The organism is uncultured Oxalicibacterium sp., from assembly GCF_913776015.1.
GTDB lineage: Bacteria > Pseudomonadota > Gammaproteobacteria > Burkholderiales > Burkholderiaceae_D > Oxalicibacterium.
Genome location: NZ_CAJYMD010000036.1, coordinates 24242 through 47101, shown reverse-complemented (window position 1 = coordinate 47101; position 22860 = coordinate 24242). Strand labels below are relative to the sequence as shown.

The following is a 22860-nucleotide window of genomic DNA, read 5'->3' as shown; positions in this document are numbered from 1 at the left end:
CCCGAGATTGCGCAGGATGGCATCCATCTGTCGCTGTGGATCATCATGCCGATTGCTGCGCTGGTGGCTGGCATCTTCGGTGCACTACTCGGTGCGCCGACACTCAAGTTGCGCGGCGATTATCTGGCGATCGTGACGCTGGGTTTTGGCGAGATCATCCGCATTTTCATGAATAACCTGAACGGCCCGGTCAACATCACCAATGGTCCGCAGGGTATCAACATGATCGATCCGATCCGCGTGTTCGGCGTGTCGCTGGCGGGCGAGTCGGGCGGCAGCGTGATGATAGGCAGTTATGCGATGCCGTCCGTGAATGCGCATTACTTTCTGTTTCTGGCGCTGTGCGTGGGCTTCATCTTCATTTCTGCACGCCTGCAGAATTCGCGTCTGGGGCGCGCCTTCGTGGCGATTCGTGAAGATGAGATCGCCGCCAAGGCGATGGGCATCAACACGCGCAACGTCAAGCTGCTGGCATTTGCGATGGGCGCGTCGTTTGGCGGCGTGGCCGGGTCGATGTTCGCGTCGTTCCAGGGTTTCGTGTCGCCCGAATCGTTCTCGCTGACCGAATCGATCGCCGTGCTGGCGATGGTCGTACTGGGCGGCATGGGGCATATTCCGGGCGTGGTGCTGGGCGGCTTGCTGCTGGCAGCCTTGCCCGAAGTCTTGCGGCACGGCGTTGAACCCTTGCAGCGCACGTTGTTCGGGCAAGTGATTGTGGATGCGGAAGTGCTGCGGCAATTGCTGTACGGCTTGGCGATGGTACTCATCATGCTGACACGGCCTGCAGGCTTGTGGCCGGCGCCGCGTAGCGAAGACCGCCCGACGGCGGATGGCGACGCCGGCAAGAAATCGACCGATGTGGTGGCGGTGTAAGACATGGCGACGACAGATCACGACATCCACAATAATATCCTTCTCGACATCGCCGGCGTCAGCAAGCGTTTTGGCGGCTTGCAGGCGCTGTCCGATGTCAATGTGCGTATCGAACGCGGCCAAATCTATGGGTTGATCGGCCCGAATGGCGCGGGCAAGACCACGTTCTTCAATGTGATTACCGGCTTGTATCAGCCTGACAGTGGCAGTTTTCATCTGGATGGCAAACCGTATTCGCCTTCGGCTCCGCATGACGTGGCGAAGGCCGGGATTGCGCGCACCTTCCAGAACATTCGCCTGTTTGGCGAAATGACCGTGCTGGAAAATGTCATGGTCGGACGCCACGTGCGTACCCGACAAGGCTGGTTTGGTGCGGTATTCCATCACAAGGCCGCACGCGAAGAGGAAGCGGCAATTCGCCAGCGCTCGATGGAACTGCTCGAGTTTGTCGGCATCGCGCCATTTGCAGCGCGCACGGCACGCAATCTTTCATATGGTGATCAGCGTCGGCTAGAAATTGCTCGCGCGCTGGCGACCGATCCGCTGTTGCTGGCGCTGGACGAACCGGCCGCCGGCATGAACGCAACGGAAAAACTGGCGCTGCGCGAACTGCTGGTGCGCATCAAGGCCGACGGCAAGACGATTCTTTTGATCGAACATGATGTCAAGCTCGTCATGGGGTTGTGCGACCGCATTACCGTGCTCGATTATGGCAAGCCGATTGCGGAAGGCGTCCCAGCGGAAGTGCAGAGTAATCCGGCGGTGGTCGAGGCGTATCTGGGGAGTGGGCACTGATGGCGAACAACATCCTCAAGGTAGCCGGTTTGCGTGTGGCCTATGGTGGTATTCAAGCCGTGAAAGGCATCGATTTCGAAGTCAATCAGGGCGAGCTGATTACGCTGATTGGGGCGAATGGCGCGGGCAAAACGACCACGCTCAAGGCGATCACGGGTACCTTGCCCGATTGTCGCGTGGAAGGACATGTCGATTACGCGGGGCAGGCGCTCAAGGGCTTGCGTTCATTCGAACTGGTCGAACGTGGTCTGGCAATGGTGCCGGAAGGGCGCGGCGTGTTCACGCGCATGTCGATTCACGAAAACCTGTTGATGGGTGCTTTCACGCGCAACGAGAAGGCAGAGATCGCTGCCGATATCGAACGCTGGTTCAGCGTGTTTCCGCGCTTGAAGGAACGCGCTGCGCAAATGGCCGGCACCTTGTCCGGCGGCGAACAGCAGATGCTCGCCATGGCCCGCGCCTTGATGAGTCATCCGAAACTGCTTTTGCTCGATGAGCCATCGATGGGCCTGGCGCCGATAATGGTCGAAAAAATTTTCGAAGTGATTCGTGATGTGTCGGCACAAGGTGTGACGATCTTGCTGGTCGAGCAAAATGCGCGGCTGGCGCTGCAAGCGGCCGATCGCGCTTACGTGATGGAATCGGGCCTGATTACGATGGCGGGCGAAGCCGAAACCATGCTGCACGATCCCCGCGTGCGGCAGGCATATCTAGGAGAAAGTTAAGCCGGCATTCGCCGGCTTTTTGTTGTTTATCAATTCAAGCTTTTTTCCATTTCTTCTGGTTCGCATGCATTGCGGTGGCACTGCATCAAATAGCTTACGCATGGAAAAAGGCATTTCTTCGCGCGTTATCAACGTTCTTTTCTGCGCGGGCATAGGAAAAGCCGATTGTTTTGTTTTGGTGCGGATTTGCGCCATTACGGTGCGGATCGTAAACGTATGTTTCACCGGCACAGAAAAAAGCGATAAAACAGGACAGCTAACGCAGGCACAGCGTTTGCATACTTGTTGTTTGATGCTGACATGTCAGATGAGTTTTTCATTAAATATTCCTCAAAAGACAAGAATTAGGCAGTAATTTCGTCGGTATTTGCGCTGACGCTTGACAATCCTGGAAAGGGAATCTAAGTTTCTCAAAACTGACATGTCAGTAATAGGCATGCGGTTTGAGGTGACATGATGACCACATATCCCGGAGACAAAGAATGAACACAATGAACAAAACAATGGTCGGCAGTGCCGGCAAAACCAGATGGTGGCAACTCTTTTTCGGCGTGATGGCAATGATGGCCATCTCCAGTCCGCAATACGTATGGGCTCTTTTCACGACCGAACTGACCGCATCGCTGCAAGCAACGCTGCCTGAGGTGCAGGTCACGTTTGCCATCCTGATCGTCGCACAAACCTTTCTCTCGCCATGCCAGGGATTTCTCGTCGATCGCTTCGGCCCGCGCCTGCTGTTGTCAGTCGGTGCAATCCTCACGGCGATGAGCTGGATATTGGCAGCCTACGCAACCAGTGTCTGGGGTCTGTATCTGACATACGGACTGCTCGGCGGCGTGGGTACCGGCATCATCTATGTCGGCGTGGTCGGCCTGATGGTGCAGTGGTTTCCGGACAAGCGTGGTTTCGCTGTCGGCATGGTGGCGGCGGGCTATGGGTTTGGCGCCATCATCACGACCTTCGCCATTTCTTCCAGCATTCATTCGTCGGGCGTGTCGAGCACCTTGCTGTCGTTCGGCATGATGATCGGCGTGGTTGGATTTCTGGCAGCGCAGGGCATGCGTCGTCCGAAGCCGGATGAAGTCATGGTGCTGGTCGAAAAGTACAAATCGTCGGGTGCCAATACCGAATCGGCATACAGCTATCGTCCGCAAGAGATGCTGAAGAAACCGGTCTTCTGGCTGATGTTCCTGATGATGACGATGATGTCCACTTCCGGCCTCATGGTGATTTCGCAGATGGGCGCATTCGCCAAGGATTTCGGCGTGCACGATGCGATGATCTTCGGCATGGCTGCCTTGCCGCTCGCATTGACGATCGATCGTTTTGCCAATGGCCTGACACGGCCTTTCTTCGGTTGGGTATCCGATCGTATCGGTCGTGAAAACACCATGTTCATCGCCTTCGGTCTCGAAGGTGTGGCGATGACACTCTGGCTCATGACGACCGACAATCCGGTGATGTTCGTGCTGCTGTCGGGTGTCGTGTTCTTCGGCTGGGGCGAAATTTTCTCGCTGTTCCCATCGATCCTTACGGATACCTTCGGCACCGGCCATGCCACGACCAACTACGGTTTCCTCTACATGGCGCAAGGTGTCGGCTCCGTGCTTGGCGGTCCGTTAGCCGCACTGATGCACGATGCAACCGGCTCATGGACACCTGTGTTTGCAACCGTCATCTGCATGGATTTCTTCACTGCCATTCTGGCCCTGACCATTCTCAAGCCGATGCGCAGGCGCTTCCTCGCCGACACCAAAGTGCTGGCGCAGGATGAGATGAAACCAGCCATTGCATGATGTTCTGACGAAACAGGAAGGGCATCGGCCCTTCCGATATTGCCGCGATATCGCAGCCAAGTACAAGTCCAACCCAATTTGTAACGAATCAGAGAGTTCTCATGCTCAATACAGTTTATTCCACGCGCGGCATGGCCGTCGCACCGCATTCACTGGCGTCGCAGGCGGCGCTGTCCATCTTGCGTGAAGGGGGCAATGCCATTGAAGCGATGGTGGCTGCAGCTTCAACGATTGCTGTCGTCTACCCGCACATGAACGGCATCGGCGGCGATGGTTTCTGGGTCGTGGCCGAACCCGGCAAGTCGGTGCAGGCGATCGAGGCGTGCGGGGTGGCCGCAGCGTCGGTGTCTATCGATTTCTACAAGCAGCGCGGGTTGGGTGTCATTCCGACGCGTGGTCCGCTGGCCACCAACACGCTGGCCGGTACCATCGGTGGCTGGCAACAGGCGCTGGAGATCGGTGCAGGCTGGGGCGGCAAATTACCGCTGTCACGCCTGCTTGGCGATGCCATTCATTATGCAGAAGCCGGGATTCCCGTCACACCGTCGCAATTTGCCAGTACCTCGGCCAAGCTGTTCGAACTGGTTGACCAACCGGGTTTTGCCGACACGTTTCTCGTCGATGGCAAGGCGCCGGCGGCGGGTAGCCGTTTCGTGCAGAAGCGCATGGGGGCAACCTTGCGCAAGCTGGTGACGCAGGGACTCGACAGCTTTTACCGCGGTGAATTGGCGCAGGAAATCGCGCACGATCTGGCGCAAGTCGGCAGCCCTGTCACGTTAGACGACCTCAACAACTATCGTGCGCGCATCGTCACGCCCATGCATCTGCAACACAGTCTCGGCGATGTCTACAACATGGCGCCGCCGACACAGGGCCTCATTTCGCTGATCATCCTTTGCATTCTCGATCGTCTCGATATCGGTCGCTATCGGGAAGACAGCGTCGAATACGTGCATCTCGTCGTCGAGGCAACCAAGCAGGCATTCGCCGTGCGTGATCGTTACGTGACCGATCCCGATCACATGACCATCGATCCGCAGTCTTGCCTGACGGATGATTTCTTACAGCCGTATGTCGATGCGATTCGTATTGATCAGGCGCTGCCGTGGGGGCAGGGCAAGGGACCGGCCGATACAATCTGGATGGGTGTGATCGATGGCGAGGGTAGGGCAGTCTCGTTCATCCAGAGCATTTATCACGAGTTCGGTAGTGGGGTGGTGTTGCCGACGACGGGCATCAACTGGCAGAACCGTGGTTGTTCGTTCTCGCTCGATGCGTCCCACATCAACGCGCTGTTGCCGGGCAAGAAGCCGTTTCATACCTTGAACCCAGCACTGGCGCGTTTCAAGGACGGTCGCACGATGGTCTACGGCACCATGGGCGGCGATGGTCAGCCACAAACGCAGGCGGCCGTCTTCACGCGCTATGCCGTGCATGGCATGCCGGTACAGCAGGCGGTAACGGCACCACGCTGGCTGCTCGGACGAACGTGGGGGCAAAGCTCGGATTCGCTGAAGCTGGAAAGCCGATTTGCACCGGAAGTCATCGCCGGCTTGCAAGCGCTTGGGCATGACGTCGATGTGATTCCTGATTTTGACGAGATGGTCGGTCATGCTGGCGCCATCGTGCGCAAGGCGGATGGCGTGTTCGAAGGTGGCGCAGATCCGCGCAGTAACGGTGTCGTTGCGGGGTTCTGACCGCAGTATCAAAAAAGGCGCAGAGATGCGCCTTTTTTGATTACGTTACCTTTTTTCTGCGTCGTTAAAGTCCGCCCATGAATTGCAGCGTCTTGCGCGTGTACTCTTCGACATAGTCGATCAGGCGATCCGATGCATCGCGCGCACCTTGTTCATCGTTGGCAGCGATCGCGCGGGCGATCGCTGCATGCAGTTGCGATACACGCGCCAGATCACCGAAGCGCTTGAAGTGCAGATACCAGAAGCGCCGTGTCTGTGCCTCGATCGGTCCGATGGCGTAGGAGACATATTTGTTTTGCGCAGTCTCGATACATAGGCTGTTAAAGTCGCGATCGGTCTCGATGAAGATGTTGCCGTCGTTCTCGCTGGCGGCACGGTCAAAGCCCTCGGCCAGTTTCAGAAAGACCTTGCGTTGATCTTCCATCGCCAGGCGGGCGGCGCGGCCGGCAATGATTTTTTCAAGTTCGCGCCTTACCTCGATCATGTTGATCTGATCGGCCAGATCGATTTCGGAAACGATCACGCCCGAACGCGGCAGAATCTTGACGTTACCTTCGATGGCCAGGCGTTGCAGTGCTTCGCGCAAGGGCGTGCGGCCAAAACCGAGCGAACGGTTCAGCGCCTTTTCGGAAATTTTGCTGCCAGGTGGCAGCTTCAGTGTCACGATCATTTCTTCGAGAATCCGGTACGCCATCTGCGCCTGATTCTCGCCATTGCCTTCCATCTCGGATTGCAGTGCCTTGATCTGTTCTTCGGTGATCATTGTCCCAACCTTGTCTGCTTTCTGTGTTCTGCGCAAAAGCGCGATGAGAAGCATTTTGCATGCCGGTTTGCTGCGATTATAGGTTTGCCGACTCTTCGCGCATAGAAAAATGTAAAGCGGGGAATGTAATGAGCTGGTCAATGTCCGATGGCATAATGACCGATCATTTCGATGCTCAGGAGCATGCATGTCTTTTGTGATTCCCGCCGTTCCTCAACCAGCCTTGCCCGTCGTCGGGACGGATGCGCAATTTCCCGTCAACCGTATTTATTGCGTCGGGCGCAACTATGTCGATCATGCGATCGAAATGGGCGCTACCGGACGCGAACCGCCTTTCTTTTTCATGAAGCCGGGCGATGCGATTTTTCCTGTTGCGTATGACGCCGAGGCGCAATTGCCTTATCCGGACAAGACCGAGGATTTCCAGTATGAACTGGAACTGGTCGTGGCAATCGGCAAGGGCGGTGCCAACATTCCGGTTGCCAGTGCGCTGGACCATGTGTGGGGTTATGCAATCGGGCTCGATATGACGCGCCGCGATCTGCAATCCGAAGCCAAGAATCTGCGTCGTCCGTGGGATACCGGCAAGGCATTCGATCATTCGGCACCCGTTGGACCTGTGCATCCTGCGGCCGATGTCGGCCCCGCCGGCAATCGCAGCATCACCTTGCGCGTGAACAATGAAACGCGTCAGCACAGCACGGTCGACAAGCTGATCTGGAATATCGAGGAAATGATCGCTTATCTGTCCGGCTACTTCACGTTATATCCGGGCGATCTGATCATGACCGGTACGCCAGCCGGGGTCGCGCCTGTGGTACGCGGCGATCGCATGGAATGCAGTATCGAAGGATTGGGAACGCTGAACATTCAGGTTGTCTGATCCGCTGCTTGCGCTACGCCACAGCGGTACGCCGTGGCAAACAAAAAGCCCGCCATCAAGGCGGGCTTTTTCATGGAACCGATTTCTATGATCAGTAACGGAAGACGCGATTGTTTTCGACGCGCACGCGGTCGCCCACACGCAGATCGACAACGCTGTCTTGCACGACGCTGAAGTAGCCGCCATTGTCACCACGGATGTTGACCTGGTAGGCCTCGCGTACGCCAGCACGGTTGCGCTGGATATTGTTGCCCACCATCGCACCGCCGATGGCACCTGCGGTCGTCGCAACGGCACGACCGCTGCCTTTGCCAACCTGATTGCCGAGTACGCCGCCGACCACGCCGCCAATGATGGCACCGCCGACACCGTTGCTATCGACTTCCTGTTGCACGATCTGGATCGAATCGATCACGCCATAGGCTGCGTTATACGCGGGCTGTTGCGAGGCCGGATAACGTGCGGCACCGGGATCGTTGTAGCTTGGTGGTGCCGCGCAACCGGCGAGCACAGCGGCCGAAGCAACAACGGCGGCGATCAGGGTATTGGTCGTCTTCATGATGACTCCTCTTGTAAGTTGGATTGGCATCAAAGATAGGATTAAAGAATCCGCTCCTCGGTGCGCTAACGTACTTAAGTTGCAACTATTGTGAGGGGCATCGAAAATTTAACAATGCGGCTAGAAGCCTTACCCCGAAACGTTCTGCGTTCGCATGGTATTCACATGTGTGCCATGTGAAAAGCATGTGAAGAAGGCGAGCGAATGCAGCAGTCAAACATGCTCGATCAGGCATACTGGCACCATGATGAACAGTTGTTGAGGGAAGACGATGGGCGCATTGGCAAGACTGCGTGGCTGGGCCGTGATCCTCAAGCGCGATGGTTTGACGCTCTGGTTTGCTCTGCGTCATCCGAATGTTCCCTGGTATGCCAAGGCGATGAGCATCGTCATGGTGGCGTATGCCTTCAGTCCCATTGATTTGATTCCCGATTTCATTCCTATTGTTGGATGGATCGATGATCTGATCATCCTGCCGTTGCTGCTCTGGTTCACCTTGCGTTTGATTCCAGCCAAGGTTCTCGCGCATTGTCGAGATGCTGCCGAACAATGGCTGAGGGAAAAGAAGGGCAAGGTAATCAGTTTCGTTGGCGGTGCCATCATTCTGCTGATCTGGCTGATGATTGCCATTGCGATCTGGCGTGCCTGGATTGGTCCTTGGCTTGCTGCCTGAAATGATGAAGCGTGATGGCAGTGTGGCGTGCGATCAGCCTGTCTTGATCAGCGCTGCACATTGCTCAATCAACACGCGCAATGAGGCACGCATGGCGGGATCGGCATGCGTTATGGACAAGCCGATGCGATACCCCGTTAAGCCTTGCAGGATGCAGTAGCTCGTTACACACGAGAACTTCAGGCGGGTAATCTGATTGCCGATCAAGGCGGTAAAGCCGATGGTGCACTGTCCGCCGTTGCTCACGGGCGCTTGCGAGATAATCCCGAAACCACTGCGCGATACGTCCAGTGTGCGAATCGGATAAATCACACCATCCACTTCCAGTTGCGCTCTCTGGCAAAATACATAGCGTTCATCGCGACGATTTTCGATGGTAGATTGCGACACAACAGCGCTGGTTTCCATGATCACTCCTCGATGTGGTGTCGGTATACAGCGTCGTTATTTCGCTGTCTTGTGACTTGTGATCAGTATTTTCAGTATGCCTCTGCCGCACAATTGCGGCGATCCACATAAGTTTCCTTAAAACAACAAAATCGCTTGCAAAGTAAGGTCGCCTAAGCCAGCTGTGGTCAGTACAGCACGTCTTCACGTGGATCCGAAAGCCAAGCCGTGCGTAGGTAGTCGTTGGGTTCGTGCTTATGCCAAATGCACATGAGCTTGTACGAAAAGATTCGTTGTGATTTCACGGGGCATGATCAAAGATAGGGACGTCCTCTTGAAGTCGTCATGTATTGAGACCTTTCGGCCCGCATTCCCATGCGGGCATTTTTTTGCGTAACGCTTGCCGCGCCTCAGGCGTGTTCATGTCAGGTTGCGTACCACGCGCAATTTTTATATTCCCTTTACGTCTTCCGCGTCCTTTTTTATCCGCTTTTTACGCCTTCTTTTCTAAGCTGTCATCGCCTGCCACCTACCTTTGGAGATGATGATGGATCTTGTGTTTATGGGCTTGTTCGCGGTCTTCGTGCTGGCGATAGCTGGGTTGATTCATGTCTGCGACGGCTTGCGAGGCGATCAATGAATGCGCTTTATGTGTTGGCTGCGCTGGTGGCGATCTGCCTGTTTGCCTACCTGATCTATGCATTGCTGCATGCAGAGGAGCTCTGAATGACCACCTCGTCCATCGTGTTGTTGATGGCCTTTCTGGCGATTCTGCTGTGTATGGCTTGGCCATTGGGGATCCTGCTGGCAAAGGTCGGCAAGGGAGAGTCGATACCGGGCTGCGGCTGGGTGGCGCGTATCGAACAGGCTCTTTATCGATGTGCCGGTGTATCGCCGCAAACGGGCATGCACTGGAAAACCTATGCACTGGCATTAGTGCTCTTCAATGCACTGGGAACGCTCTTTGTCTTTGGTGTACAGCGGGTGCAGGCGTGGTTGCCGCTGAATCCGCAAGGATTCGCCAATGTTGGCACCGATTCCGCCTTCAACACGGCAGTCAGCTTTGTCAGCAATACCAACTGGCAAGGATATGCGGGTGAGTCCACCATGAGTTACCTCACGCAGATGGTGGCACTGACCGGACAAAACTTCCTTTCGGCGGCAACCGGTATGGCCGTCGCATTCGCGTTGATTCGTGGCTTCGCCGCGCGCTCGTCGGCCGATATCGGCAATTTCTGGGCCGATATCGTGCGCTCGACACTGTACGTGCTGTTGCCGCTGTCCTTGCTGCTGGCAGTATTTCTGGTCGGCCAGGGCGTGATCCAGAATTTCTCGGCTTATCAGGACGTCGCCTTGCTCGACCCGGTGACTTACCAGCAGCCCCGTATTGGTCAAGATGGACAGGCAATGCTCGACGCCGGCGGCAACCCGGTCATGGAGCGCATTACCACGCAGACGCAAACGCTGGCGATGGGCCCGGTGGCCTCGCAGGAAGCGATCAAGATGCTGGGGACGAATGGCGGCGGCTTCTTCAATGCCAATTCGGCGCATCCGTTTGAAAATCCGACGCCACTTTCCAATTTTGTACAGATGCTGGCGATTTTTCTGATTCCCGCGGCATTGTGCTTTGCCTTCGGTCGCATGGTCGATGATCCGCGGCAGGGATGGGCCGTACTGGGTGCCATGACACTGATTTTCATCGTCATGACAGTTATCGTCATGCTGGCTGAGCAGCAGGCGCATCCCTCGTTCGCATCATTGCCGGTCGATCAGACCGTGAGTGCCTGGCAATCGGGCGGCAACATGGAAGGCAAGGAAACGCGCTTCGGTATCAATGCATCCACGTTGTTTGCAGCCGTCACTACAGCCGCTTCTTGTGGTGCCGTTAATGCCATGCACGATTCGCTGATGCCACTGGGCGGCATGGTGCCGCTATTGCTGATCCAGTTGGGGGAAGTGGTGTTCGGCGGTGTCGGCTCCGGTCTTTACGGCATGTTGATTTTTGCCATCCTGGCGGTATTCATTGCCGGTCTGATGATCGGCCGCACGCCCGAGTATCTGGGCAAGAAAATTCAAACCTACGAGATGAAGATGACCTCGCTTGCGATTCTCGTCACGCCCATGCTGGTATTGCTGGGGACGGCGATTGCCGTGTTGCTTGAGCCAGGCAAGGCCGGGATCGCCAATCCCGGTGCACACGGCTTTTCAGAAATTCTTTATGCACTGTCTTCGGCCGCCAACAACAACGGCAGCGCCTTCGCAGGTCTGTCGGCCAATACGCCGTTCTACAACACCTTGCTGGCAGGCGCGATGTGGTTTGGACGTTTCGCCGTCATCGTGCCGATTCTTGCGATTGCCGGTTCGCTGGCAGCCAAGAAGCGGCTGGACGTGACTGCCGGCACCATGCCGACGCATGGACCGTTGTTCATTGCCTTGCTGATCGGCTCGGTGCTGCTGATTGGTGTCTTGAATTACGTGCCGGCGCTGGCGCTCGGTCCGGTGGTCGAACATCTGCAACTGTTCACGGCGCAATAGGGAAAAGGAGAATTCGATGTCGAATCACATGCATATGCCGGCCGAACCTATGGTGTCGAGTGACCAGCGTTTGCGTCAACCACTGAGGCTATTCGAGCCTTCGCTGGTGCAGCCGGCGGTCAAGGCGGCATTCAGCAAATTGCATCCGCGCGCGCAGTGGCGCAATCCGGTGATGTTCGTCGTGTACGTTGGCAGCATCGTCGTGACCTTGTTGTTTCTGCAGGCACTGTTCGGGCGTGGCGAGGCCAGCACGTTATTTATTGGCCTGAACGCCGTGTGGCTCTGGTTCACGGTGCTGTTTGCCAATTTCGCCGAAGCGATGGCAGAAAGCCGCAGCAAGGCGCAGGCCGCTTCGTTGCGCGGTTTGCGTCAGCACGTCATTGCCAAGAAGCTGCTGTCGCCGACGGATAGAAGCAAGCGTCTGCCGCTCAGTGCCGATATGTTGAGCAAGGGCGATATCGTGCTGGTGGAAGCGGGCGACCTGATTCCCATGGATGGCGAAGTGATCGATGGTGTGGCATCGGTCGATGAAAGTGCGATCACGGGCGAATCCGCTCCGGTGATCCGTGAATCGGGCGGCGATTTTTCTGCCGTCACCGGCGGTACGCGGGTGTTGTCCGACTGGTTGGTGGTACGCATTACCACGCGCCATGGCGAGAGCTTTCTGGACCGCATGATCGCGATGGTCGAAGGTGCCAAGCGCAAAAAGACACCCAACGAGATTGCCTTGAGCATTCTGCTGGTCGCGCTGACCATCATCTTCCTGATGGTGACGGCAACCTTGCTGCCGTTCTCGTTGTTTTCCGTACAGGCTGCGCAAGCCGGGGTGCCGGTGACCATCACGGTGCTGGTGGCTTTGCTGGTTTGCCTGATTCCAACCACGATTGGCGGTTTGCTCTCGGCCATCGGTGTCGCCGGCATGAGTCGCATGATGCAGGCCAATGTGATCGCGACATCCGGACGTGCGGTTGAGGCTGCCGGCGATGTCGATGTGCTGTTGCTGGACAAAACCGGCACCATCACGCTCGGTAATCGCCAGGCATCGGCTTTTTTTCCGGCGCCCGGCATCGCGCCGCAGCGGTTTGCCGATATCGCCCAACTGGCTTCACTGGCCGATGAAACACCCGAAGGGCGCAGCATCGTCGCCTTGGCAAGGCAGCAGTTTGGCATGCGCGAACGCGACATGGCAACCTTGCAGGCCACGTTCGTGCCTTTCACCGCACAGACGCGCATGAGTGGGATCGATCTGCCTGATCGCGTGATTCGCAAGGGCGCCGTGGATGCCGTACGCAAGTATGTCGAAGCCGCTGGTGCAACGCTGCCTTCCGACGTTGCCCGCATTGCCGATGAAATCGCGCGTCGAGGCAGTACGCCGCTGGTGGTGACCGAGAATGACAGCGTGCTTGGCACTATCGAACTCAAGGATATCGTCAAGGGTGGCATTCGCGAGCGTTTCGCCGAACTGCGGCGCATGGGTATCCAGACCGTCATGATCACGGGGGATAACAAGCTAACGGCAGCAGCGATTGCCGCAGAAGCGGGTGTCGATGATTTTCTCGCTGAAGCGACGCCGGAAGAAAAGCTCCGACTGATCCGCAGTTATCAGGCACAGGGCCGCATGGTGGCAATGACGGGCGACGGCACCAACGATGCGCCTGCACTGGCGCAGGCGGATGTCGCCGTGGCGATGAACAGTGGCACGCAAGCGGCGAAGGAGGCCGGCAATATGGTCGACCTCGATTCCAATCCGACCAAGTTGCTGGAGATCGTCGCCATCGGCAAGCAGATGCTGATGACGCGCGGTGCGTTGACGACATTCTCGATCGCCAACGATCTCGCCAAGTATTTCGCCATCATTCCTGCCGCGTTCGTGGGTGTCTATCCGCAATTGAAGGCGTTGGATGTTATGCAGCTTGCCAGCCCGTCTTCGGCCATCCTGTCGGCAGTGATCTTCAATGCCTTGATCATCATCGTCCTGATTCCGCTGGCATTGAAAGGCGTGGCTTATCGCGCTGCGAGTGCCGCTTCGCTGTTGCGCCGCAATCTGCTGATCTATGGACTGGGCGGGATCGTGCTGCCGTTTGCCGGCATCAAGCTGATCGACATGCTGCTGTCTTCGCTCAACCTGGTTTAGGAATCCATCATGAAAAGTCTCTTTCGTCCGGCACTGGTGTTGTTTGCCGCCTTAACGCTTGTATGTTGTCTGTTTTATCCATACGCCGTGACCGGTATCGCACGGCTGGCGTTTCCGCAAGAAGCTGCCGGCAGCCTGATCGCGCATCAAGGCAAGCTGGTTGGTTCTTCCCTGATCGGTCAGGCATTTTCCTCGCCGCGCTATTTCTGGGGGCGGCCATCGGCCACCAGTCCGATGCCGAACAATGGCGCGTCATCTTCAGGTTCCAATTTGGGGCCAAGCAATCAAGCCTTGATCGAAGTGGTGAGCGCCCGCGTGAACGCTTTGCAACACGCCGATCCAGACAACAAGGCAGCGATACCTGTCGATCTGGTGACGGCATCAGCCAGCGGTCTGGACCCCGAAATCAGTCTTGCTGCTGCCTACTATCAGGTGGCACGCATTGCACGTGCACGTGATCTAAGCGAGTCGCAGGTCAAGGCGGTGATCGACCGTTTGCAGCAGTTGCCGCTTTTCGGCTTGTTCGGCGAACCACGCGTCAACGTGCTGGCTCTGAATCTGGTCCTCGACGCACAGCATTGACGCTTTTTTACACTTCCTTTATGCGGTAAGGAGTATCTTTTCCGCATGTACGACGACTACCAGCCACGACGACCGGATCCTGACAGCCTGCTGACACACATGCAGGAACACGCACGCCGTGCGGCGCGTGGCAAGTTACGCATCTACTTTGGTGCGGCGGCAGGTGTCGGCAAGACCTTTGCCATGTTGAGTGCCGCGCACGCCTTGCAGCGCGAGGGGCGTGCCGTGCTGGTCGGTATCGTGGAGACGCATGGCCGTCGCGAGACGGCCGATCTGCTTGCAGGCATGGAAATACTGCCGCGCAAGACGGTTCAATATCGTGACAAGGCGCTGGAAGAATTCGATATCGATGCCGCTCTTCAGCGCCATCCCGATCTGGTACTGGTGGATGAATTGGCGCATTCCAATGCGCCGGGCTCGCGTCATCCCAAGCGCTGGCAGGATGTGGAAGAGCTGCTGGAAGCGGGCATTGATGTCTTCACCACCGTCAACGTCCAGCATCTAGAGAGTCTCAACGATGTGGTGGGCGGCATCACCGGCATTCTCGTCACCGAAACGTTCCCGGACACGCTGTTCGATGCGGCGCACGAAGTCGTTCTGGTCGATATTCCGGCTGATGAGTTGCTGGCACGTCTGAAGAGCGGCAAGGTATACCGCGAACAGCAAGCTGAACGCGCTGCCCGCAATTTTTTCCGCAAGGGCAATCTGATCGCATTGCGCGAGCTGGCATTGCGGCGCACGGCAGAACGCGTGCAGGACGATGCGCAGGCGTACCGCATTGAAAAATCCATCGATACCTTGTGGAAAACCGACGCCGCATTGCTGGCCTGCATCGGGCCCGGCGCTGAAGGCGTACAGATCGTCCGTCATGCGGCACGGCTGGCAGGGCAGCTTGGCATTGCCTGGCATGCCGTCTATGTGGAAACGCCGCGTTTGCAACGCCTGCCGGCCGTACGTCGCGACGCCATCCTGAAGAATCTCAAACTGGCAGAAGAACTGGATGCCACGACTGCCGTGCTGGCGGGGAGCGATGTAGCGCAGGCTCTTGTGGACTATGCGCGTGGTCACAATCTTTCGCGTCTGGTGGTCGGTCGTGGTCATCGGCAATGGTGGCGCGGCAACGGCAGTCCGGAACGGATTGCACAACGCGCCACCGATATCGATCTGATTCTGGTGGCGACCTCGTCTGCGCAGGAAAAGAAGGTGCCGCTCGGTGGGGCGCACAATGCCATGTGGCGACCGCGCTGGTGGCGCTATGGTGCGGCTCTGGCCGCCAGTTTGCTCACGACCTTGCTGGCGACACCGTTGTTGCCGTACTTCGATCTCACCAACATCGTCATGCTGTTCTTGCTGAGCGTGGTGCTGGTAGCGGTCTGGCTCGGGCGTGGCGCTGCGGTGATTGCCACGCTGGCGAGCGTGGCGGCATTCGATTTCTTTTTCGTGCCGCCGCGGTTTTCCTTTGCGGTCACGGATGTGCAATATCTGGTCACCTTCGGCGTAATGCTGGCTGTCGGCTTGTTGACTGCGCATCTGACGGCAGGATTACGTTATCAGGCACGTGTGGCAACGCGCCGCGAAATGCGTGCTCGTACGCTGTACGAATTCGCGCGTGAATTGTCGGGAGTTCTGCAGGCCGAGCAAGTGCTCGAAAGCACGCGGCGTGTCGTGCAGAGCAGTTTCGACGTCCAGGCAATGCTGTTGCTGCCGGACAGGAATGAACAGTTGCAGATGCCGCCGACGAACGAGGAGGCAATCGACATCGCCATTGCGCAATGGGCATTCGATCGGGCCACGCCTGCCGGGCGAGGCACCGATACCTTACCCGGTGCGCCGCTGTTTTATCTGCCGCTGGTTGCGCCCATGCGCACACGCGGTGTGCTGGCGATTCTGCCTCGTCAGCAGGAAAGTCGCCGGTGGATGCTGGTGCCGGAAGAAAGACAGCAACTCGAAACCTTCGCCACCCTCACTGCCATTGCTCTGGAGCGCGTGCACTACATTGATGTGGCACAGGAAGTGTTGGTGAAGATGGAATCCGAACGATTGCGCAATTCCTTGCTGGCCGCGCTGTCGCACGATGTACGTACACCATTGACGGCACTGGTTGGCCTGGCGGAATCGCTGACCTTGTCGCATCCACCCTTGCCCGCGGTGCAACAGGATATCGTGCAAGCCTTGCATGAAGAAGCCTTGCGCATGAGTCGTCTGGTTACCAATCTGCTTGAGATGGCACGTATCCAGAGCGGTGAGGTCAAGTTGAACCTGCAATGGCAGCCTGTGGAGGAAGTGGTTGGTACGGCATTGCATGCCAGCCGTGCCATGCTGTACGCCCATGTGGTCGAAACCAGACTGCCGCGTGATCTGCCGCTGGTTCGTTTCGATGCCGTACTGATTGAAAGAGTATTGTGCAACTTGCTGGAAAATGCCGCGAAGTACACGCCTCCCGGTAGCCGGATCGTGATTGCTGCCGAAGCGACGCACGGCATGTTGCACGTCAGCGTGCAAGACAATGGGCCGGGCCTGCCGGCTGGCCGAGAAGAAGCTGTTTTCGAAAAGTTTGTGCGGGGCGACAGCGAATCGGCAATGTCAGGTGTCGGCCTCGGCCTGGCGATTTGTCGCGCCATCGTGAGCGCACATGGGGGGACGATTCAGGCGCAGACGGCATCCGGCGGCGGTGCGGTCTTCGTGTTCGAACTGCCGTTGGGAACGCCGCCAGCGCTTCCCGATCTCCATCTCGAAGAAATCATGCCGGAAGAGAAAAGATGAATCAGCCGCAGCCCGTTGCCTTATTGATTGAAGATGAGCCGCAGATTCGTCGCTTCGTGCGTGTCGCATTGGAGCATGAGGGTTGGCGCGTATTTGAGGCGGAAACGCTCAAGCGTGGGCTGATCGAAGCCGGCACACGCACGCCGGATCTGATCGTTCTCGATCTGGGCCTGCCTGACGGCGATGGCGTGGATCTCATTGTCGCCCTGCGCCAGCAGGTCAATACGCCAATCATCGTGCTGTCAGCGAGAACGACCGAAGAAGAAAAAATCCGTGCACTGGATGCCGGTGCCGATGATTACCTGACCAAGCCATTCGGCGTGGGGGAATTATTGGCGCGTGTACGTTCCGCATTGCGACGAAACTGGCAGGGCGCCGCCGCCTTGTCGGGCATTGTGCGCTTTGGGGATATTCAGGTTGATCTGGCCGCGCGTCTGGTTACCAAGGTTGGCAAACCGGTGCATCTGACGCCGACCGAATATCGCTTGCTGGCTGTGCTGGTCAATCATGCCGGGCGGGTTGTCACCAATCTTCAACTCTTGCGTCAGGTCTGGGGACCGTCGCATGTGGAAAACGGGCATTACCTGCGTATCTACATGGGTCATTTGCGACAAAAGCTGGAAAACGATCCGGCGCAGCCGCAATATCTGCTGACTGAAACGGCAGTCGGTTACCGTCTGTTCATTCCTGTTTAAAACTCTTCTTCGTGTTTTTCTTCCTGTTCTTCCCGCTATCGTGACTTGCAGGCGCATGCAGAGGCAGTGCTTGCATGCGTACCCACGTTCCCGATCCCGTCACATGATTTTTCGTTTGCCATGTTTCATGATTGGGCAATCGCTTCTCCATATGGGAAATTGTTGGTCGTTTGCAGATTGCGCAACAGGCATCCATAGACAGATGCGATTTAACGATGTTTAACAAAGACGTGTCGCGTGTCACGTCCTTGTCATGCCTCAGTGCAACAATCCTCCCCACATTTCGATGCCATGCAAGTGCGACCCCATGCCTTGCACTGGCCGATCAAGAGGATTCATGTCATGACGATTCGACTTCGCATCACCCTGCTGGTGATCTTTACCTTCATCGCCATTTCGCTGATTGGTGGTTATGCGGTTTTCCAATCGCATCATGGCCAACAGGAAGTCAGAAAGGTGACCGAGGGCGTGGTGCCGAGTACCCTCGCATCGTCCGATCTGGTGGCGCAATTGAAAGAGGTGCAGCTTTCGGCCACCGGCATCGTGGCCGAACCGAATCTGCAAATCGCGGAACAGAACAATGACAAGCTGAGCGCCAAGAAGACGATTCTGGAAAAGGCGCTGGACGTACAACTGGCGCAGGCCGACAGCGCGGCACAACGCGGCTTGGTGGAGCAGGCCAAGGAAAGCCTGGAACTCTATTTCGGTGCCATCGACGATACGGTGAAACTCAAGCTCGCTGGCAAGGAAGAGATTGCGAAGGCATCGCTGTTCGGTACGGTAGTGCAATACCAGCTTGAACTGGAACAGATCGTCGATACCCTGCGCATTGAAAAGAATCGCAGCAAGGATGAGGCAATTGCCGCACTCAACCAGAATCTTTCCACCACGACGACCGCCATCTTCGTCGTGACGACACTGGCCATCCTGCTGTTGACGGTGATCGGCATATTGCTTTATCGCCAGATCACGGGACCGATCAGCCGCATGCAACAGATGATGAGTGAGATCGCCGCAAGCCAGGATTTCACGCGTCGCGTGCCGGTTGGCCGCATGGATGAAGTCGGCCATTCGATCGTGGCATTCAACGGCATGCTGGAGAAAATCCAGGTAGCCTCTGCACAGGTTCGCCAGAAGACGGCGGATATCCAGACCATGCTGCAAACCATTCCGCAAGGCATCCTGACCATCGTCGCCGGCAACAAGGTACATCCCGAATATTCGGCTTATCTGGAAACCCTGCTGGAAAGAAGTGATATCGCCGGTGCGGACGTCATGGATCTGGTTTTTTCCGAGACGAATCTGGGCGCAGATGCGTTGTCGCAGATCGAAACGGTTGGTGGCACCTGCATTGGCGAAGACGTCATGAACTTTGCCTTCAACGAACACCTGATGGTGGGCGAGATCGAGAAGCACATGGCAGATGGACGCATCAAGATTTTCGATCTGAACTGGTCGCCCATAGTGGATGAGAGCGATACCATCGTTCGCCTCATGCTGTGCATCCGCGATGTGACCGAACTGCGCCAGCTCGCTGCCGAGGCCAATGAGCAAAAGCGCGAACTGGAAATCATCGGTGAAATTCTTGCCGTGGCACCGCAGAAATTCGATGCCTTCGTTGCGAGCTCACGGCAGTTCATCGATGAAAATGCGCATGTGATTCATCAGAATACTGAAGCCACGGCATTCGCCATCGCCAAGCTGTTCCGCAATATGCACACCATCAAGGGCAACAGTCGTACCTATGGTTTGCTGCACCTTGCCAACGTCGTGCATGAAGCCGAGCAGTATTACGAAGCGTTGCGCCAACCGACTGCGGAAGTGGCGTGGGACAAGGCACGTCTGCAGCGTGAACTGGATGAGGTGCGCACGACGCTCGAGCGCTATGCGCACATCAACGATGTCACACTGGGCCGCAAGCGCGTCGGTGAGGTATCGACAGGTGCCGGTCACATGCTGATCGACAGAAAGCACATTCTGGACAGCCTGCAACGTCTGGAAACCGTCAATACCGCCAATCTGCACGAACTGCTTGCTGCGCGTAACGATGTGCGCAAGACGCTGCGCTTGCTGGGTACCGAACGTCTTGATGAAGTGTTGGCCGATGTCGTGGCGTCGGTGCCGACATTGGCAATCAGTCTGGAAAAGAGCGTACCGTCGGTAACCATCGACGATGGCGGTCATGCGATTCACAAGCATGTCAGCGGTCTGATCAAGAATGCCTTCATGCATCTGATTCGCAATGCTGTCGATCATGGCATCGAGTTGCCGGCAGCACGCCGTGAAAACGGCAAACCGGAAAGCGGCGCGATCAGCGTGCAGTTGCAGGTATCGGAAGATGCCATGCAACTGGTGCTCAAGGATGACGGCCGTGGCCTTGCGCTTGATGTAATCCGCAAGATCGCCATCGAGAAAGGTTTGTCGCCCGCCGACGTCATGCTGGACGATCATGCTGCTGCCCACATGATTCTGCGCCCCGGCTTCTCGACCGCACAACAGGTCACCGATATTTCCGGACGTGGCGTCGGGATGGATGCGGTCGTGGCCTTTCTTGCTCAGGAAGGCGGCACCATCGGCATCGAATTCGAGGATGCAGCCGTCGGCGCAGCCTTCCGTCAGTTCCGTACGGTCATCACCTTGCCCGCCGAATTTGCGGTCGAGATCGATGCAAAGGACGATCCACTGGCTCATCTTTCTTCCGCAGCTGTTCGGTCGAATTCGACGCATAGCGATAGCGCTACGGATTTCGACAATGGCAGCAGCCTGGTCGCATGATCGTCGAGCAACTTCAATTCATGGGTAGTGTCGATGTCTTCTTTTAATGAAATCCTGTTTTTTGTCGCCGGTGTGCTGTGCTGCGCCGTGGTACTGCAGTTTCCCCTTCGTCGATTGCGCAAACGCATGGCAGGCATGGTGAGCATTAGTCAGGCAGAGATGTTGCAACACGATCTGCAAACGGTAATGCAGGAGATGGCAGCGCAAGCCGATGCGCATGAAGCCTTGTTGAAAGAGGCCATGCAGACCAGTGGCGAGCAGATCGAGCAGCTGCGTAACGAACACGAGTTTCTCATCAAGAGCATGACCTCGCGTACGAACGAAGTCACGACGGTCGCTGCTGAAAACTGCGATCGCTCAGCCGAAGGTATCGAAAACCTGCTGGGACTGATCAAGACGTTCGAGCGCTGGCATGACGATATGGCCGTGCTCATCAAGCACAACCGCGACATGCATCTGAAGAATGACGAATTTTCCCTGATCGTGCGGCAAGTCGTCATCGTGGCATTGAATGCATCGATCGAAGCGGCGCGTGCCGGCGAGCACGGTCGTGGCTTTGCCGTGGTGGCGCAGGAGGTGCGTGAACTGGCGCAGCGCGCCGAGTCGCTGTCCAAAGCCTACCGCAGCAAGCTGTACGAGAACGACCTGATTACCACGTCCACTTTTCAGGATTTGCAGGCGGGCGGCAAGATGATCGTGGGTGCCGTGGTGGGACTGAATTTGACGAATGACAAAGCCAGGGACGCGCTGGCAATGGCGGGAGAGAGTAATGATCAGCAATCAGGCAAAAGCGGGCTTCGACTCCTTGCTGGCTAAAAGTCTGCGCGATGGACTGTCGTCGGACGAGGTGACGGAAATTGAGGTTGTCGAGCACATCCCTGCCATCGACAAGCAGCAGGCCGTGGTGCTGACGGTGTCTTCCTATGTTTTTCGTCTGCTGGTGATGATTCATTTCGATGCTGCCGGCATGGTCCGAAGCTACATGGAGCGCAAGCAGGGCGTTACTGAAATGGATGACCGGCTATTCCTCGATGCGATTGCCGAATTCGGCAATCTTTCCTGCGGCATCCTGAACCGCGACCTTGGCAACTATTTTCCGCATCTGGGTATGTCCACGCCGAATTATGTCGAGGGCAGGTGCGTGAATTACCTGGAAATGCTGGGTTACAACCATGCGCAGCATTTTGCCGTGAAGATCAATGGCGAAGCTCTTTTTCATGCCAGCCTGTGCGTCAAGGCATATGAAGAGATTCATTTTGTGGTGAATGAGCAGGAAGAGCGCGCCGAAACCGGTGAACTCGAGTTGTTCTGATTTTTAAAGAGAGCGTGATGGCACAAATACTTGTCGTGGATGATTCCAGTACGGTACGTAACGAGGTGGGCGATTTTCTGCAAAAAAACGGCTTGAGCGTGACGCTGGCCGTGGATGGGCGTGATGGTCTTGCCAGGCTGAAATCGGATGCTGGCATCAAGCTGGTGGTGTCAGATGTGAACATGCCGAACATGGATGGCTTGACCATGGCTGAAAAAATCCGTGGCGAGCTGGGTAACGCCAGCGTCAACATCATCATGCTGACCACGGAAAATTCGCCGATGATGAAAGAGCGCGGCAAGGCAGCGGGTATCAAGGGTTGGATCGTCAAGCCGTTCAAGGGTGATGCCGTGCTGGCCACGTTCAAGAAATTGGTGGCTTGATCAAGTCAGGCGAAGGGCGTTGCGGTTATGCAGTTTGATGCGCGTCCTTTGATGTGCCAGTGATGTTCAACCCAGTTTGTACAAGGATGCGCAGCGATCTGTCAGCCCTTTGAGAAGGGTTTGGGTCGCTGTGGTTTTCTCGATGATCTGAAGGCCGATGCGATAGCCGGACATGCCGTTGAGAATGCAACTTCGCGCAACGCAGGTGAAGTGCATTGCCTCGATACGGGTGCCGATGATGGTGGAAAAACGCAGTATTCCCTGACTGCCGGGACGAATTGGATCGTCTGCCACAATGCCAAAACCACCGAGTGAAACGTCTTGCGTACGGATACGCAAGAGGCGCTCCCCCATTACTAGCTCCCCACGCTGACAAAAGACATAGCGCTCGGTAAGAAAATGTTCTGCGACGTCGGCTTGCATGGCATGCTGTGGCTTCTGCGTAAGGGAGATGCCGAAAGTGTGCCGATCTTGCATGTCACCTTCATGACAGCCGCATCATGAATGGCAGCAATTGGGCGCATGGCTTT

The 22860-nt window shown here is 56.7% G+C and carries 22 protein-coding genes; 18 read left to right on the top strand and 4 right to left on the bottom strand.

What is annotated here, in order from left to right; translation table 11 throughout:
* The 6 genes from QZ725_RS05710 to QZ725_RS05685 all read left to right on the top strand — a co-directional run.
* On the top strand, positions 1-873 hold an 873-nt coding region (locus QZ725_RS05710), incomplete at its 5' end, for an ABC transporter ATP-binding protein (RefSeq protein WP_293777238.1).
* Positions 874-876: 3 nt separating this feature from the next.
* Positions 877-1668 carry an ABC transporter ATP-binding protein gene (locus QZ725_RS05705; protein WP_293777235.1) on the top strand — a complete coding sequence of 264 codons (792 nt, stop codon included), beginning with the start codon at positions 877-879 and terminating at the stop codon, positions 1666-1668.
* The gene (locus QZ725_RS05700; protein WP_293777233.1) at positions 1668-2393 is read left to right on the top strand and encodes an ABC transporter ATP-binding protein; all 726 of its coding nucleotides are present in this window, start codon (positions 1668-1670) and stop codon (positions 2391-2393) included. Before QZ725_RS05705 ends, QZ725_RS05700 begins: the two co-directional genes overlap by 1 nt.
* A 100-nt stretch (positions 2394-2493) precedes the next feature.
* A complete protein-coding gene (locus QZ725_RS05695; protein ID WP_293777230.1) occupies positions 2494-2748 on the top strand; it encodes a hypothetical protein in 255 nt (84 codons plus the stop codon).
* 127 nt (positions 2749-2875) lie between these two features.
* Positions 2876-4189: an oxalate/formate MFS antiporter gene (oxlT, locus tag QZ725_RS05690; protein WP_293777227.1), complete on the top strand. Its 1314-nt coding sequence runs from the start codon at positions 2876-2878 to the stop codon at positions 4187-4189.
* Positions 4190-4290: 101 nt separating this feature from the next.
* Positions 4291-5886: a gamma-glutamyltransferase family protein gene (locus QZ725_RS05685; RefSeq protein WP_293777225.1), complete on the top strand. Its 1596-nt coding sequence runs from the start codon at positions 4291-4293 to the stop codon at positions 5884-5886.
* Positions 5887-5950: 64 nt separating this feature from the next.
* On the opposite strand, the gene QZ725_RS05680 is transcribed toward QZ725_RS05685, so the two are convergent.
* Positions 5951-6649 carry a GntR family transcriptional regulator gene (locus tag QZ725_RS05680; protein WP_293777222.1) on the bottom strand — a complete coding sequence of 233 codons (699 nt, stop codon included), beginning with the start codon at positions 6647-6649 and terminating at the stop codon, positions 5951-5953.
* A 187-nt stretch (positions 6650-6836) separates the two neighbouring features.
* On the opposite strand from QZ725_RS05680, the gene QZ725_RS05675 reads away from it, so the two are divergent.
* Positions 6837-7532 carry a fumarylacetoacetate hydrolase family protein gene (locus tag QZ725_RS05675; RefSeq protein ID WP_293777219.1) on the top strand — a complete coding sequence of 232 codons (696 nt, stop codon included), beginning with the start codon at positions 6837-6839 and terminating at the stop codon, positions 7530-7532.
* A gap of 91 nt (positions 7533-7623) precedes the next feature.
* On the opposite strand, the gene QZ725_RS05670 is transcribed toward QZ725_RS05675, so the two are convergent.
* Positions 7624-8091: a glycine zipper 2TM domain-containing protein gene (locus QZ725_RS05670; RefSeq protein ID WP_293777216.1), complete on the bottom strand. Its 468-nt coding sequence runs from the start codon at positions 8089-8091 to the stop codon at positions 7624-7626.
* Positions 8092-8362: 271 nt separating this feature from the next.
* On the opposite strand from QZ725_RS05670, the gene QZ725_RS05665 reads away from it, so the two are divergent.
* On the top strand, positions 8363-8764 hold the full coding sequence (locus QZ725_RS05665; RefSeq protein WP_293777213.1) for a DUF1232 domain-containing protein: 402 nt from the start codon (positions 8363-8365) through the stop codon (positions 8762-8764).
* Positions 8765-8797: 33 nt separating this feature from the next.
* On the opposite strand, the gene QZ725_RS05660 is transcribed toward QZ725_RS05665, so the two are convergent.
* On the bottom strand, positions 8798-9172 hold the full coding sequence (locus QZ725_RS05660; RefSeq protein WP_293777210.1) for a PilZ domain-containing protein: 375 nt from the start codon (positions 9170-9172) through the stop codon (positions 8798-8800).
* Between the two features lie 615 nt (positions 9173-9787).
* On the opposite strand from QZ725_RS05660, the gene QZ725_RS05655 reads away from it, so the two are divergent.
* The 10 genes from QZ725_RS05655 to QZ725_RS05610 all read left to right on the top strand — a co-directional run bounded on the left by QZ725_RS05655 (position 9788) and on the right by QZ725_RS05610 (position 22330).
* The gene (locus QZ725_RS05655; RefSeq protein ID WP_293777207.1) at positions 9788-9877 is read left to right on the top strand and encodes a potassium-transporting ATPase subunit F; all 90 of its coding nucleotides are present in this window, start codon (positions 9788-9790) and stop codon (positions 9875-9877) included.
* Positions 9878-11686, top strand: coding sequence for a potassium-transporting ATPase subunit KdpA (kdpA, locus tag QZ725_RS05650; protein ID WP_293777204.1), 1809 nt, complete (start codon positions 9878-9880; stop codon positions 11684-11686).
* 28 nt (positions 11687-11714) lie between these two features.
* Positions 11715-13820: a potassium-transporting ATPase subunit KdpB gene (kdpB, locus tag QZ725_RS05645; RefSeq protein ID WP_293777242.1), complete on the top strand. Its 2106-nt coding sequence runs from the start codon at positions 11715-11717 to the stop codon at positions 13818-13820.
* Positions 13821-13829: 9 nt separating this feature from the next.
* A complete protein-coding gene (kdpC, locus tag QZ725_RS05640; protein ID WP_293777202.1) occupies positions 13830-14402 on the top strand; it encodes a potassium-transporting ATPase subunit KdpC in 573 nt (190 codons plus the stop codon).
* 45 nt (positions 14403-14447) lie between these two features.
* Positions 14448-17165 carry a DUF4118 domain-containing protein gene (locus tag QZ725_RS05635; protein WP_293777200.1) on the top strand — a complete coding sequence of 906 codons (2718 nt, stop codon included), beginning with the start codon at positions 14448-14450 and terminating at the stop codon, positions 17163-17165.
* Positions 17162-17860: a two-component system response regulator KdpE gene (gene kdpE, locus QZ725_RS05630; RefSeq protein WP_293777198.1), complete on the top strand. Its 699-nt coding sequence runs from the start codon at positions 17162-17164 to the stop codon at positions 17858-17860. Before QZ725_RS05635 ends, kdpE begins: the two co-directional genes overlap by 4 nt.
* A gap of 342 nt (positions 17861-18202) precedes the next feature.
* The gene (locus QZ725_RS05625) at positions 18203-20635 is read left to right on the top strand and encodes an Hpt domain-containing protein (RefSeq protein WP_293777196.1); all 2433 of its coding nucleotides are present in this window, start codon (positions 18203-18205) and stop codon (positions 20633-20635) included.
* A gap of 33 nt (positions 20636-20668) precedes the next feature.
* Positions 20669-21451 carry a methyl-accepting chemotaxis protein gene (locus QZ725_RS05620; RefSeq protein ID WP_293777193.1) on the top strand — a complete coding sequence of 261 codons (783 nt, stop codon included), beginning with the start codon at positions 20669-20671 and terminating at the stop codon, positions 21449-21451.
* Positions 21405-21947 carry a hypothetical protein gene (locus tag QZ725_RS05615; protein ID WP_293777191.1) on the top strand — a complete coding sequence of 181 codons (543 nt, stop codon included), beginning with the start codon at positions 21405-21407 and terminating at the stop codon, positions 21945-21947. The genes QZ725_RS05620 and QZ725_RS05615 overlap by 47 nt, the downstream gene beginning before the upstream one ends.
* A gap of 17 nt (positions 21948-21964) precedes the next feature.
* The gene (locus tag QZ725_RS05610) at positions 21965-22330 is read left to right on the top strand and encodes a response regulator (protein WP_293777189.1); all 366 of its coding nucleotides are present in this window, start codon (positions 21965-21967) and stop codon (positions 22328-22330) included.
* Positions 22331-22396: 66 nt separating this feature from the next.
* Here QZ725_RS05610 and QZ725_RS05605 read toward each other — a convergent pair whose 3' ends face one another.
* Positions 22397-22807: a PilZ domain-containing protein gene (locus QZ725_RS05605; protein WP_293777187.1), complete on the bottom strand. Its 411-nt coding sequence runs from the start codon at positions 22805-22807 to the stop codon at positions 22397-22399.
* Between the last annotated feature and the right edge of the window lie 53 nt (positions 22808-22860).

Excerpts from the sequence above, each read along its gene's own strand:
- QZ725_RS05705 (WP_293777235.1), top strand. The coding sequence starts at position 877 with ATGGCGACGACAGATCACGACATCCACAATAATATCCTTCTCGACATC.
- QZ725_RS05700 (WP_293777233.1), top strand. The coding sequence starts at position 1,668 with ATGGCGAACAACATCCTCAAGGTAGCCGGTTTGCGTGTGGCCTATGGT.
- QZ725_RS05695 (WP_293777230.1), top strand. The coding sequence starts at position 2,494 with ATGGAAAAAGGCATTTCTTCGCGCGTTATCAACGTTCTTTTCTGCGCG.
- oxlT (WP_293777227.1), top strand. The coding sequence starts at position 2,876 with ATGAACACAATGAACAAAACAATGGTCGGCAGTGCCGGCAAAACCAGA.
- QZ725_RS05685 (WP_293777225.1), top strand. The coding sequence starts at position 4,291 with ATGCTCAATACAGTTTATTCCACGCGCGGCATGGCCGTCGCACCGCAT.
- QZ725_RS05680 (WP_293777222.1), bottom strand. The coding sequence starts at position 6,649 with ATGATCACCGAAGAACAGATCAAGGCACTGCAATCCGAGATGGAAGGC.
- QZ725_RS05675 (WP_293777219.1), top strand. The coding sequence starts at position 6,837 with ATGTCTTTTGTGATTCCCGCCGTTCCTCAACCAGCCTTGCCCGTCGTC.
- QZ725_RS05670 (WP_293777216.1), bottom strand. The coding sequence starts at position 8,091 with ATGAAGACGACCAATACCCTGATCGCCGCCGTTGTTGCTTCGGCCGCT.
- QZ725_RS05665 (WP_293777213.1), top strand. The coding sequence starts at position 8,363 with ATGGGCGCATTGGCAAGACTGCGTGGCTGGGCCGTGATCCTCAAGCGC.
- QZ725_RS05660 (WP_293777210.1), bottom strand. The coding sequence starts at position 9,172 with ATGGAAACCAGCGCTGTTGTGTCGCAATCTACCATCGAAAATCGTCGC.
- QZ725_RS05655 (WP_293777207.1), top strand. The coding sequence starts at position 9,788 with ATGAATGCGCTTTATGTGTTGGCTGCGCTGGTGGCGATCTGCCTGTTT.
- kdpA (WP_293777204.1), top strand. The coding sequence starts at position 9,878 with ATGACCACCTCGTCCATCGTGTTGTTGATGGCCTTTCTGGCGATTCTG.
- kdpB (WP_293777242.1), top strand. The coding sequence starts at position 11,715 with ATGCATATGCCGGCCGAACCTATGGTGTCGAGTGACCAGCGTTTGCGT.
- kdpC (WP_293777202.1), top strand. The coding sequence starts at position 13,830 with ATGAAAAGTCTCTTTCGTCCGGCACTGGTGTTGTTTGCCGCCTTAACG.
- QZ725_RS05635 (WP_293777200.1), top strand. The coding sequence starts at position 14,448 with ATGTACGACGACTACCAGCCACGACGACCGGATCCTGACAGCCTGCTG.
- kdpE (WP_293777198.1), top strand. The coding sequence starts at position 17,162 with ATGAATCAGCCGCAGCCCGTTGCCTTATTGATTGAAGATGAGCCGCAG.
- QZ725_RS05625 (WP_293777196.1), top strand. The coding sequence starts at position 18,203 with ATGACGATTCGACTTCGCATCACCCTGCTGGTGATCTTTACCTTCATC.
- QZ725_RS05620 (WP_293777193.1), top strand. The coding sequence starts at position 20,669 with ATGTCTTCTTTTAATGAAATCCTGTTTTTTGTCGCCGGTGTGCTGTGC.
- QZ725_RS05615 (WP_293777191.1), top strand. The coding sequence starts at position 21,405 with ATGATCAGCAATCAGGCAAAAGCGGGCTTCGACTCCTTGCTGGCTAAA.
- QZ725_RS05610 (WP_293777189.1), top strand. The coding sequence starts at position 21,965 with ATGGCACAAATACTTGTCGTGGATGATTCCAGTACGGTACGTAACGAG.
- QZ725_RS05605 (WP_293777187.1), bottom strand. The coding sequence starts at position 22,807 with ATGCAAGATCGGCACACTTTCGGCATCTCCCTTACGCAGAAGCCACAG.